The organism is uncultured Kriegella sp. (genome assembly GCF_963975415.1).
Lineage (GTDB): Bacteria > Bacteroidota > Bacteroidia > Flavobacteriales > Flavobacteriaceae > Kriegella.
The window spans coordinates 39,017-50,950 of record NZ_CAXBGN010000004.1 but is presented as its reverse complement, the minus strand read 5'-3'; the positions used below and the strand labels follow the sequence as shown (position 1 = coordinate 50,950).

Sequence of the window (11,934 nt, the reverse complement as noted above, 5' to 3'; positions counted from 1 at the left end):
GCTGTGATTATGTTAGTTTTTTACTCTAAGCCCATGGGGGTAATGGTATAACCGAGTTGTTGCAACTGGTTGATGAGTCCGCAGTCGTACATTAAATGACTTAAGCCGACGGCGATAAAACAGTTTTTGGTTTCCAGCAATTCCTTAATTTTCTTCATCCATTTGTTATTTCTATCGGTTAAGATAAGTGTGTTGCTACAGGGGCTATGCAGTTGGTAGTCCATTTTCATTTGGGCATACCAATCGGTTTCACCACAGTCTTTGTTGTTTTCAGATCTAATTTTAGCGATACTGTTTTTGAGTCTCCTTTTGTGGGTTCTTTTGGGCATTCCGGCAATGTCTTCGTTGATCAGCGCTATTTGTTCGGCGGAGGTTTCTAGTCCGTACAGTGCTATCTGTTGTTCCTTGGCTTTAAACCCGATATAGTCATCCAACGAAAGAGAGGTGTCATTGGAACTTTTGTTTAAACAGATGTACTGTTTGAAATGCCGGTTTAAAAAAGCGTACATTTCTGCCGGGGTCATTTTGTTGAAATCCGTTGGACTTTTGGCAAACAAGTTTTTGATGAATGTCAAATCGTTTTGGTCTAAATACGTACGCCATTTCACTACTTTTTTCCGGCTATTGATTATTTCTTCCGCGGTATGCCCCGGTATATTTAAATTCTCTTTTATTAGTATTTCAGAGGCCGATAAGGCTTTATTGGCTGTCGTTAACGAATCAAAAAATGATTTTCCGAAAGCGTGATGCGTGCCAAATATATAGGACGTTTTTGTCGAATTTTCGGCCGTAACTTTAAAGAGAACCGTGTTGTTTAGCAAGGTATCACGATTATTTTGACCTAAAACTGAAGTTGAAGTCCAGAGTAAAAGCAGTAGCGTTATAATTTCCCTTGTATTCATAACAGTTGCTACACGCTTGTTTTCGTTTTTACAATGTCAATTATATGCTTTAATTCCCCGACTGACACAGCTGTTTTTCTATTTGAATTATTGGTAAAGAACGTACCTTGGGGGCTTTAATCCATTCAATCGCATGTAAACAAGCATTTGCCCTCGGTGGTGGGTAATGTGGTCGGCAAGTAATAATAAAACCTGTCTCTTTGTTCTATCCGCGCCAAAATAATCTAATCTTTCCTTCAGCTTGTTTGTGTCAAAATTTGAAATAAATGCTATGGCGGCATCAAATGTTCTATCAATGGTCTCAATCATTTCTTTTTTAGACTTGTTGTCGACTTTAAGTTCGGTGTCGGTATTCCAATCCCTGGCTTTGCGGCCACCCATCAATGATTGACTATGCCAATCCATTGCCCAGCCGATATGCATCAGGTTTTCTGCAAAACTCATGGCTCCCGGTGTTGCTTTGAAATCATATTTGTCTTCCGGCATGGTTTCCGCAACAAGAATCAAGTACTTTTTCGAATTTTCCAACCGCTCCAAGTATTCCTTGATAAAGTCATTTCCTTGAGCGAAAAGAGGCGATGCAATTGCGGAAAATAGTAAGATCGAAGTCAGAATCGATAATTTTTTCATAGGGTTCAATTTCTTAGTATTTAGAATTCTCGTACTTTTTTTGCGATGAATGGCAACGCGGTTGTATACGGTAAGGCCCACGGTTCAGCAACTAATTTAGCAAATACGCAACTACCTTTGTTTTAGCACACAACCGCAATTATTTTTAAACGATTTTGTGCGGCGTACCTTTTATCTTAAAATTCGTAATGCCGGTCTATATTTAAATGATTTTCTATTGTAAACTCTAATGGTATTATATACTGTAACAATTATATTATATGCATATAGGATTATCAAAGGGATAAACATTGTAAATATTCCAAAATTCCAATTTGGTAATATTCCACGAAAACCGCCTCCAAACATTCCAATTATAATGAAGATATAATATAAGAATAATGAAAGTGTCCACGATATTTGAAAATTCAGCATTGATTTTCCTAATTCGTTCACATTTTTCAGTTTATCTTTTTTAAAAATCCACATTGTCAATGGAATAATAATTCCAAGTATGGGAAAGAACAAAAATCCAAGTGCAGAAAGACTCATAATAGTCAAATAGTTTTGGTCTTCTTGTATTTTCCAATCTACTATTTCATCTGGTGAAGTGTCTAATGTAATGGCTAATCTTTTCAAAGTATCTCCTCTAGGAACAGTTTCGTTGTTTTCAATTCTCTGAATTGTTCTTAAGCTTAAACCCGATTCTTCAGCCAAAACTTCTTGTGATATTCCTTTTCTATTCCTTAAATCTTTTACTCTTTGTGCCAAATTTAAATTGTTCATTTCTATATGGTTTTTAATTTGAAGTAAAAGTATTTTGGTTTCGTCATATTGATAGCGTCTTTGTTATGTCATTCTTACGTCATTTGTGTCCTAGTCACATTTGCGCATGACAAACAACTCGCTATGTAACTATAAAATATGCCTTTATTCGTTTTTGGCACAAGAATAAATTATGGGGAAGTCTTGTTTTTACCTTTTAAAAATACATTAAAATGAGCAATCTAAAAACCAGGTTATTTAGGTGAAGGGTTCGCCGCAGGTTCGTTTCTATTCGTTGCTAGGCTTTAAATTTTACTAAACCGTGAATTTGATCCGACTCCATTTTTCTGGTAAATGTGTATCATAGGTTCCATGGCTATTCAATACCATAGCAGGATGTGGTTGTACTTCATTGTCACCGACCATCAACTTTTGGAATCGCCCTAAAAACATATTCCATATATCTCCGTCCGAAGGAGGTATCGTTCGGCCATTGGCCAGCAATTCTAAGCTTTTCCAAGGAATTCCAATTTCTAAACTCCAGCCGTTATCTATATCACTATTGTCATTCAATGTTCCATCTATTTGTACGGCAGTCTGTAAATCTTGTAAATCAAAATTGGTGAATGCCCAACGTATTCCCCTAGGGTGTGTTCCTTTCCAGAAAGATGCCCCTTTTCTGTCATAATCGCCCCCAAATGTATAGGCTTGATCATGATGTACATCGAATTGGGGAATATCAAACTTACTTCCTTTTTTATAGGCATCTTTCCAGATAAAAAAGACTTCATAAATGGTATTGGCGGCATTCACTTCTAATTCATAATAGCAGTCACCACCATCAATAAATAATTCTAAATCGTTTTCTAAAAAAAGAATACTGTCTCTTTCCGTTAATTTGGCCTCTACGAAAGGTTCTTCTGCTTCAAAAGCTAAATAAAGATGCGAAGTATTCCAAAGTATTGCCACTTGTGTATTATACATTCCCAAATCTCCAGATACCATATCTACAAATCGATTGCTCCATTTGGCATTTCTCCAAACCGCCTTTTTTGTATTACCATCAATTTTTATGGAGTCCTTGATTTTTTTGGCGATATAATCTGATTTTACGGTCATTCTTTTGTTATGGATATTCGTTTTTCTTGCTTGCAATGCATGTCTTGTATATGAAAAGTTGCGTTTATAGCGTCGTAATATCTTCGACTAATATAAATGTATTAAAAAAGCGCAAGTTTTAATCACCTGCGCTTCATTAGCTGTTTTTGTTCTTTTGTCCGGCACTTTTATGCAGGTTGAATTTTTAGGTTTGATTCTTGTGCTTATTAGAGCATGTTTCCAGTGGCTTTGGCTTGGGCATCTTTGCTACGGCCCATAATTGAACCCACTACCATTCCGCCAATCAAACCTAGGGAAATACCTAGCGAGCGTTCTAGGTTAGATAAAATTGCAACTCCAAATAACAAACCGAACACTAACCCTAAACCACCATATAAAGTCGTGTAATGCCCTTTGGTAGTTAATGAAAATGTGTCTTTTAAATACTTTTTAAAATCACGAAGTGCTTTTCTGAAATATTTTTTTCTGTTCTCAAGATTTGATTTTAAACTATCCAATTCCGTTTCTATAGCGTGAATTTCATTTTCGGTCAAATCTTTCTGTTCTAAATTGGTTATAATTTCAATAAATTCTTGGTAAACCTTTATCTCCGATTTTTTACTCGTTTTAGCTATTAAACTTTCAAAAAAGTCAAATGCATTTTTTAGTGTCATAAATTTTAATGTTTTCTTGGTTAGTGGCCCAAAGCAAAAATTATTACACCTAACATTTATTTTTTTTAAAAACTTTATAATCACCTTCCATAGGGCGGTGTTTAGCTCCTTAAACGTTCTATATCGGACATCAATTCTTCTAATTTTCGGAATATTTTTCCATAAACGATGTTTAAATCCCATTTATAAATTCGACCTCCAAAAAATGCCAATAAAACTAAAATCAATAATGCGATAACGATTCCTATCAACGGAATGCCATATACCAAATAAATATTTGGAAAGCCAACAAGAATTTCATTTACAAGTCTTTCTCCCAATGGAATGCCTTCGGCATCTTTAAACCAAAAGCCTACAATCATTGACATAAAGATAATCGGGTACAAAAATTTTGACATTCTCTTATTGATAGCTACTTGCTTTTCTTTCCATTGGTTAAATGTCTTTAAGTATTGATAACTACTTGCACCCATATCTATTTTCTCTAAATCATCTAATAACTTCTTATTGATCATAACAAGCACTGAAAGGGTAATAAAAAATATAACACCCGTTATTGGTATCCCCACAAAAAATGAGACCGTTAAAAAAATAAATGAGAAAGCTACAATTGCAATCAAATTTATCTTAAACATTCTTTTAAATTTATCAATGATATGAATTGATTTTTGGTTGTATAGGTCGTTTATTTTTGGAGCGACTAATGCGTCGCTCTTTAGAAAACCTTCTTTCCATATATTTTCAATTGATTTTTCCATCTAATATTTTTCTTAATCTAATTTTAATTCTTTTAACCCGTACCCCAATATTATTGGCATTTGTTCCTATAATTTCAGCAATTTCCTTATACGGTTTTTCTTCTAAATAAAGCGTGATAATGGCTCTATCAATTTCTGAGAGTTTTCTAATTGCATCATATAGTAGACTTAGGGATTCGTCTGAAAATGCATAATTTTCTTCTGTCTCTTCAGCCGTCAAAGAATCGGACACGAAATGACGCCCATTGTTTTTCTTTTTTTTCAATAAGGTCAAACAAACGTTCAGTGAAATTCGGTACACCCAAGTACTCCATTCCGATTCTTTGCGAAAGTTTTTTTTACTCCTCCAAATTTGTAAGCATACCTCTTGATAATAATCTTCAAAATCTTCCTGTGAATTGGTATACGCCCTGCACAATTTGATGATTATTCCTGAAAACGGCAGGATAGATGTTTTATAAAAATCGCTACTCAATATTGCTTGTTTTTTAGTTAGTGGTGTGAATTGATAATTATTACACGCAAATGAGCTATTATTTCAAATACAAAAGAGCAGCTTTGAAAGTGTGTTGGGCATAACTTCCTATATAGCTTTATACCTCCTATACATGGGGATAAAAATAAGGGTGGCTAATTTTATGATTTTTTAAAAATACATTAAAATTTATAATCTGAAATGTGTTTTTAGTAAGTAGATTGGCAGTCGGCCAAGTAGCTAGTGTAAGCCCTCGCCCCTTTGGTGGTTCTGCGCAATTCGATGTTAATTTTTATTATTTTGACAAGTCTTTTGAGGTCGCCAAGGCGATTACCCTGCCCTGATCTCCTACGGCATTGTAGAAGTGGTACACCACACCCTTCCATTTCACCACCCAAGGTTTATGGGCATATTTTGTGTCATAGGCTTCAGAAGGGGCTATCAGGTCTTCGCCTTCCCAGTCGGTCCAGTTGATCAAATCGTACGAGCAGGCGAACCGTTCAAAAGCGCCGGGTTTCCAAAAAGCCCCAAAATAGAACATAACGTACAGATCATCTATTTTAGCTATCTGTGCATCACCACAAATGCCTTTTTTCCGAGTTATAATGGGGTCCTCCCCAAATCGCTGCCAGGTTTTCATGTCGTCAGATACGGCCATAGCAATACTTTCATAGTTACCCGTTTTTCCCTTGGCATTATAATACATCACAAAGGGGTGGCCCGTATGCTGAAGGCTATCGCGAATAACCAAACTTTTGTAAATGGTTTTGTTTTCGAACCAACGCACATCTTTATCTTCGGGAGACAAGAGCGGTGCATTGGTGGTGTTCCATTCCTTAGCTGTCGTTAGGGTCTTCGAATTGGCCAAGCCTATTTTTAAGGTGCCCGATTCGTAGCCGGCGGTGTTTCCGCCCAAATAGGTCATCCAATAGTTGTCTTGGTAATTTTCTACCGAATAATCACCGCCCCATTCGGTATTCACCAGTGATACATAGCCCGCTTTTTGATTGGCATCCCAAGTGTCATCTGTAAATGACAGTATTTTTCCTTTCGACTCCCAATGCAGTAAATCATCACTTTGTGATAACCACGTTTCATAGCCTTGGCCATCAAAAATAATGTAGGTCATATACCAGACTTTATTTTTTCGGAATATAGTGGGACTATCCACCATTTTTGTGCTATCTGGCTGTTGCACTACAATACCATATTTAAAAGGTGTTTTGATCTCATTGAAAACGCGTTGCATCTCTTCTTGAGGTACCACTTTTTGTAATGGTGTTGCTGTCTGCTTACACCCCATTAATGATAGTATGACTATGATTGCTACGCCTATTATTCTATTCATCTGAAAGTTTTTCATTCTTTTTTTGAGGCACTATAACTTCTTTGTCAAATGAGCTGGTAGTTTTTAAACAGGTCTTGGGCCTACGACAACAGATTCGATCCCGTGGTTACGAATTGGCCAATGAGCGCGGCTTTTGGCGTACGAAGGGGTCTGACAAAATTTCTGAAGAACACTATTCTTCATCAAAATTGGGAATTTGTTTGTATTCCCCGCCCTGTAATGCCGATTCATGGGCAATAATCCCCGGAGCGGTATAAGCCAAGGCTTCATAGATATTCACTTCCGGTTCCCGGTCTTCAATAATGGCTGAAATAAACTCGTGCGTAATAAAGGTATGGGAGCCGCCATGCCCGCTATTATGGCGCATCGCCTCTGGCAAAGCATCGGTTTCATACCACTTCTCTTGATCGTAGGGTTTTAGTTCAGGGTGGGCTACCGTAAAGCCACCGTCATCTTTTACCAATGTATCACCGGCATGAACCGTGTGTATCGGTTCATTCTTATAACCCATATAGTAACTCATTTTATCACCACGCCATTCCCCTTTTTCACAATGTGACAAGGCACCCCGCCAGCATACTTCGCCTGTAAACGAATTTCCGCGATCGGTTTTAAAGAAGGCGGTTTCATTCCAAAACGGATTGTTGTACGGATTCCCCTTAAGGATGGGGTCGTTATCGCCCCAACCAATTCCGGTCACATGGGTCAATCGTTCCCCGGTCACGGCAATCAAAAAAGCGGTAACATGGGTAGGATACAGCATGGGTGGAAAGCCATGGCGCCAAGTAGCGGAACCATCGGGGTTGAAATACAATTCTTCAAGACCCGGATGGTAATATTGGGCCGAACTACTAAAAATGGAACCAAACTTGCCCGCTTTATACATCTTTTTTGCGGTAATCGTTTCTTGTCTGTAGGTGGAAGTTTCGGCCATCATGTATTTCTTTCCGGTCGATTTAACGGCTTCTAAAATTCGATAACAATCTTCGATGGTCAAGGCCGCAGGTACCGCACATAATGCATGTTTGCCTGCTTTGAGGGTTTGAACAACATGGTCGGCATGATCTGGGGCAGGGGTGAAAATACCTACAGCTTCGATTTTTGGGTCTTTTAATAATAGTTCCAACGAGTTGTAGGCCGTATTACATTTATAGGTGCTCATAAGCGCCGCCCGACGATCAGCCCGCAGATCACTAACCGCTTCGACGATGACATTGGGGTGTTCATTAAAGAAAAATCCAAGACCGAATCTTCCGCCGACGACACCTACACGTACTTTTCTTGATGAAGTCGGTATGCCCGCAAAGGCGAAGCGTGGGGAAAGGGCAAGGGCGGTTCCCGTTGCAGCGGTCACCCCTAGAAAATTGCGACGGGAGTATTCTTTATTATTTCGATTGTTCATTCTTTTATTTTGGATATTAAAAGTTCTATACCTGTGCCACGATTCAAGAAGATTTAAGAACGATGACATCCTAATTTTGGTCTACCGTATTGCTAGGCACCCGCTGTATTCTCTTCGTATGGGAAACCTAAAAATACATTACTCAAAAAGACCCTGCAAGTTACAATCGAAATTCCCTCGCTTTTGGGTGAAGTACATGTCATATACCTATGTAGCAATTGATAAATTACACCATAACTTCAACCGTATCGTATAACTTTGGAATCTGTACGTGCCACCCGAAGGTATCTTTAATTTTGACGCGAAAGGCATCCAAGGCCAAGGGTTCGCCATGTACCAAAAATACTTTTTCAGGAATGTTCTCGATGTCTTTTAGCCAGTACACCAATTCCTCTTGGTCGGCATGGGCCGATAGACTTTCAAAGTGTTCGATTTTTGCTTTTACAGGGCTGTATTTTCCGAACAATTTAATTTCGTGGGCCCCTTCAAGCAATTGCCGACCCCTTGTGCCCTCGGCCTGAAAACCTATAAGCAATACGGTTGTGCTGGGAATATCGATCAGCTGCTTCAAATAGGTCAGCACCCTGCCGCCAGTTACCATTCCGCTTCCGGCAATGACGACTTTAGACCTTTTATCGTCGATGGTTTTCCAAGTATCCCGATAAGAAGTGATGATGTTGAAATGGTTGCACATGGCACGGCATTCATCGGGTGGAAGCTTATGCCAATCGGTATGGTTTTCAAAAACGGACAATACATTATTGCCCATAGGGCTATCTATAAAAATGGGGATATGGGGAATGCGGTTCTTTCTGTACAATTTCCATAGCACATACATCAACGATTGTAAACGTTCTACAGCGAAGGAAGGGATAATTAAATTTCCCTTTTGATGAATGCTCTCTTTGATAAGGGTGACCAAAATTTCCTCTACATTTTCTTTAGGATGCACTTTGTTGCCATAGGTACTTTCCATAAAAAGATAATCTGCCCATTTCGGATGTTCGGGAGCCGATAACAATACATCTTCCTTTCGGCCAATATCTCCTGAGAAAACGAATACTTTTCCAAAAACAGACAACTCGACGAACGTTGCGCCTATGATATGCCCGTTGTATCGAAATTTAAAACGAATGTTTTCAGATAGTACTATCCATTCATCTTTTTCCCCATATTGAAAAAGATCTATGGCTTTTTGGGCTTCCTTAATGTTGTAAAATGCTAAAGCGGGATGATGCTTGCTATACCCTTCTGCATTAGCCTTTTCGGCTTCTTCTTCATGAATTTTGGCGCTGTCCCTTAAAATAATGGAGGTTATGGCCAAAGTCGGTGGGGTGGCGATGATTTGACCTTGAAACCCTTCTTTGACCAATCGTGGTAGATACCCTGTATGATCCAAGTGACCATGGGTCAATAGTACCACATCGATCTTGGAGGCGTCAATGGGCAGCGGTTGCCAATTTAGGCTGCGTAACTCTTTTAAACCCTGAAACATGCCACAATCGACCATAACGTTCAGTTCTGGAGTTTCGAGGTAATATTTGGAACCCGTTACCGTTCCCGAGGCCCCTAAAAAATGTATTTTTACTTTTTTCATTTGAATGAAAGACTGTTTTTAGCAATGGTATTTCATGAACTGCACAGTTGTTGCACCTCCGATACTATTTTTTCTTTTCGGGTTTCAGAAATTCCAAGATGGTCTAAAAAGAATTTATCTTTGAGTAGTTGTCGGCAAAGCACGACATCCCTGCTTAACAAAAATTGTTTCTCACGCTCAGTAAGTAGTTGCGATACGGTTATAGGATAAAGACCCAAACGGTCGATTTTATCTTTAAGACCGTTGTCTTTGGGGTGGTCCCAACTCAAAAGGTTTAGTCCGATACATTTGCCATAGGTAATGGCATCGGCCGTAAAACGGGTGTTGGTGACGACCATGCCGCGACCCATTTTCAGCGTTTCATCCTTTTTTTTGTCCCATTGTTGTTTGACATCTTGATATCGCGAGTTGATATACAAGGGCACTTTTATATTACAGTTTCGGCCTTCTTCACTATGGAATTTACATTCGATAATGCTCACCTTCTCATTTTTTACCGCAAAAACATCAATTTCATGTGTCACACAAATACCTTGCATTATTTTACCGACCTCCGTTGTATATCCCGAATAGGTTAAAATGGCGGCCACGAATTTCTCAAAAGGAAATCCTGTAGGTCCCAATTCGTAAATGGCTTTTTTAAGTTTGTATTTAGAGGCGAAAACTGACTTTTTCTTTTGCAATAGGGAAAAGGCCCGGTTATAAATTTCATTGGTTGAGATACCGTGATAGAGTTCATCCCGTACGGTATTCACAATTTGTTTCACTATGGCATCGGAGGCTCCGCTATGCCGTAGCGAACTGCGCAATTTATCCATAGAAAACCGTACTTTTTCGCCAGACGATTTAACAATATCAACCATTGTCTCTTTGTTGGCCAAGGTATCTTCGTTTGCCATGCTATTTTTTAATGTTGACATCTAATTCAGGAATTTTAAGAAGTTGTAAAGTGGTCGAGGCCAAGATTACTTTTCCGTGCGTTTGGCGCACCGCTTTTTGAATGGCATCGAACAGTTCGTGTTTGGTCGCACGTCTGCGTTTGTAATCTGTGATGTATCTTAGGTTGACCTCGATCCAATTATCGGTCAAATTGATAGCAATAGTGGGGTCGATAGTCGCATTCTCGATGTAATAGCGTTTTACCATTTCTTCCCATTTCGCCTTAGAATTTTGGGCATAGTCCGATAGCTGGCTTTCAGCAATTTCTAAAATGAGTTTCTTGGCGAGTTCCACATCTGATTCGTGCGTTATCAGTACGTTGACATCATCCCAAACGAAGGGGAAATCCATCGAATAGTTCTTTATCGGACCCTTAAATACAAAGGCATTGCTGATCTTGATTATCCTGCCTGAATAATTATCACTTGTTACCCATTCGCCCATTTCCATAATGGTGGTATATATGCTATCGATATCGATAACATCGCCTTTGATTCCATTGATTTCAATGCGGTCGCCCGGTTTGTAGACCCGTACGAAAAAGATATAGAACGACCCCGCAATGCTCAGAATCAATTCTTGTAATGTAAAGGTAAGCCCCGCTGTGAATAGCCCTATAACAATTGTATAGTCACTTACATCGTCAAGAGTAAAAGAAACCACGATTAATAGCACAATAAGTGCGTAACCAATGATTTCGATACCCTTTTGAGCCTTATAACGAATCGCCCTGTCTTCTATACGCCGCTTTAATAGCTTGCGTAGAAAGCCAATGGCGAGTAAGATAATGATGAGCCAGAGTAGCATGACCAGTATTTTACTTACCATGGGGGTCTTAAGAAAATCAGACAGTTCTTGCATCTATTTAAGGTGCTTATAAAAATCCCTGACCAGTGCCTTCACCTGATTGTCGGTCATACTATCCGCTTTTCGTAGCGTCTTTAACTTTTTGGCCAAAGCTGTATGCTTTTCTTCCAGTTCTTTTTTGAATTTCTCCCCTGCATCTGCCGGGCCAAAGATTGCTAGGGCATCGGCCCCTTTAATCGAATGTGCCAATTTTTCGAAGTATTCCTTCAATTGATGATTTTCCCTTTCTAAATATTTACGTTCATGTACCACATCTTGCGGTCCACCCGATCTTACCCGGGCCGGTGCACTACTCTTTAAATTGAAAAATTCTACATCGGAAAAAAGAGTGTCCAATTTTTCCCCATCATCGGTCAATGTAACGATATGGGCCTTTTGCCTATCCATCCAAATACCTATTTTTTTCATATTATTGAATTTAGTGATGTTTATATCAGTGCTTAATGCCGGTCAGTACAACAGAGATACTGTAGAAAGTTGGTATATGAAATTTTCCATAT

General features: G+C 38.9%; 13 protein-coding genes. All 13 read right to left on the bottom strand.

Annotation, left to right across the window (positions count from 1 at the left end; genetic code table 11):
- Positions 1-20 precede the first annotated feature (20 nt).
- The 13 genes from AACZ88_RS09900 to AACZ88_RS09840 all read right to left on the bottom strand — a co-directional run bounded on the left by AACZ88_RS09900 (position 21) and on the right by AACZ88_RS09840 (position 11,842).
- Positions 21-902, bottom strand: coding sequence for a TraB/GumN family protein (locus tag AACZ88_RS09900; RefSeq protein WP_339709413.1), 882 nt, complete (start codon positions 900-902; stop codon positions 21-23).
- 87 nt (positions 903-989) lie between these two features.
- Entirely contained in the window at positions 990-1,532 is a 543-nt protein-coding gene (locus AACZ88_RS09895) for a DinB family protein (protein ID WP_339709411.1), read from the bottom strand.
- Between the two features lie 171 nt (positions 1,533-1,703).
- Positions 1,704-2,297, bottom strand: coding sequence for a helix-turn-helix domain-containing protein (locus AACZ88_RS09890; RefSeq protein WP_339709409.1), 594 nt, complete (start codon positions 2,295-2,297; stop codon positions 1,704-1,706).
- Between the two features lie 294 nt (positions 2,298-2,591).
- A complete protein-coding gene (locus tag AACZ88_RS09885; protein WP_339709407.1) occupies positions 2,592-3,395 on the bottom strand; it encodes a carbohydrate-binding family 9-like protein in 804 nt (267 codons plus the stop codon).
- Positions 3,396-3,601: 206 nt separating this feature from the next.
- Positions 3,602-4,048 carry a hypothetical protein gene (locus AACZ88_RS09880; RefSeq protein ID WP_339709406.1) on the bottom strand — a complete coding sequence of 149 codons (447 nt, stop codon included), beginning with the start codon at positions 4,046-4,048 and terminating at the stop codon, positions 3,602-3,604.
- Between the two features lie 101 nt (positions 4,049-4,149).
- Positions 4,150-4,806, bottom strand: coding sequence for a hypothetical protein (locus AACZ88_RS09875; RefSeq protein WP_339709404.1), 657 nt, complete (start codon positions 4,804-4,806; stop codon positions 4,150-4,152).
- On the bottom strand, positions 4,790-5,281 hold the full coding sequence (locus AACZ88_RS09870; RefSeq protein WP_339709402.1) for an RNA polymerase sigma factor: 492 nt from the start codon (positions 5,279-5,281) through the stop codon (positions 4,790-4,792). The genes AACZ88_RS09875 and AACZ88_RS09870 overlap by 17 nt, the downstream gene beginning before the upstream one ends.
- Positions 5,282-5,576: 295 nt before the next feature.
- Positions 5,577-6,629, bottom strand: coding sequence for a glycosylase (locus tag AACZ88_RS09865; protein WP_339709400.1), 1,053 nt, complete (start codon positions 6,627-6,629; stop codon positions 5,577-5,579).
- A 172-nt stretch (positions 6,630-6,801) separates the two neighbouring features.
- Entirely contained in the window at positions 6,802-8,031 is a 1,230-nt protein-coding gene (locus AACZ88_RS09860) for a Gfo/Idh/MocA family oxidoreductase (protein WP_339709398.1), read from the bottom strand.
- A gap of 226 nt (positions 8,032-8,257) precedes the next feature.
- Positions 8,258-9,628, bottom strand: coding sequence for an MBL fold metallo-hydrolase (locus AACZ88_RS09855; RefSeq protein WP_339709396.1), 1,371 nt, complete (start codon positions 9,626-9,628; stop codon positions 8,258-8,260).
- 32 nt (positions 9,629-9,660) lie between these two features.
- On the bottom strand, positions 9,661-10,548 hold the full coding sequence (locus AACZ88_RS09850; RefSeq protein ID WP_339709394.1) for an ATP cone domain-containing protein: 888 nt from the start codon (positions 10,546-10,548) through the stop codon (positions 9,661-9,663).
- Complete coding sequence (locus AACZ88_RS09845) at positions 10,529-11,428, bottom strand: mechanosensitive ion channel domain-containing protein (protein WP_339709392.1); 900 nt, start codon at positions 11,426-11,428, stop codon at positions 10,529-10,531. The genes AACZ88_RS09850 and AACZ88_RS09845 overlap by 20 nt, the downstream gene beginning before the upstream one ends.
- A complete protein-coding gene (locus tag AACZ88_RS09840) occupies positions 11,429-11,842 on the bottom strand; it encodes a hypothetical protein (protein ID WP_339709390.1) in 414 nt (137 codons plus the stop codon).
- Positions 11,843-11,934: the final 92 nt, after the last annotated feature.

Excerpts from the sequence above, each read along its gene's own strand:
- AACZ88_RS09900 (WP_339709413.1), bottom strand. The coding sequence starts at position 902 with ATGAATACAAGGGAAATTATAACGCTACTGCTTTTACTCTGGACTTCA.
- AACZ88_RS09895 (WP_339709411.1), bottom strand. The coding sequence starts at position 1,532 with ATGAAAAAATTATCGATTCTGACTTCGATCTTACTATTTTCCGCAATT.
- AACZ88_RS09890 (WP_339709409.1), bottom strand. The coding sequence starts at position 2,297 with ATGAACAATTTAAATTTGGCACAAAGAGTAAAAGATTTAAGGAATAGA.
- AACZ88_RS09885 (WP_339709407.1), bottom strand. The coding sequence starts at position 3,395 with ATGACCGTAAAATCAGATTATATCGCCAAAAAAATCAAGGACTCCATA.
- AACZ88_RS09880 (WP_339709406.1), bottom strand. The coding sequence starts at position 4,048 with ATGACACTAAAAAATGCATTTGACTTTTTTGAAAGTTTAATAGCTAAA.
- AACZ88_RS09875 (WP_339709404.1), bottom strand. The coding sequence starts at position 4,806 with ATGGAAAAATCAATTGAAAATATATGGAAAGAAGGTTTTCTAAAGAGC.
- AACZ88_RS09865 (WP_339709400.1), bottom strand. The coding sequence starts at position 6,629 with ATGAATAGAATAATAGGCGTAGCAATCATAGTCATACTATCATTAATG.
- AACZ88_RS09860 (WP_339709398.1), bottom strand. The coding sequence starts at position 8,031 with ATGAACAATCGAAATAATAAAGAATACTCCCGTCGCAATTTTCTAGGG.
- AACZ88_RS09855 (WP_339709396.1), bottom strand. The coding sequence starts at position 9,628 with ATGAAAAAAGTAAAAATACATTTTTTAGGGGCCTCGGGAACGGTAACG.
- AACZ88_RS09850 (WP_339709394.1), bottom strand. The coding sequence starts at position 10,548 with ATGTCAACATTAAAAAATAGCATGGCAAACGAAGATACCTTGGCCAAC.
- AACZ88_RS09845 (WP_339709392.1), bottom strand. The coding sequence starts at position 11,428 with ATGCAAGAACTGTCTGATTTTCTTAAGACCCCCATGGTAAGTAAAATA.
- AACZ88_RS09840 (WP_339709390.1), bottom strand. The coding sequence starts at position 11,842 with ATGAAAAAAATAGGTATTTGGATGGATAGGCAAAAGGCCCATATCGTT.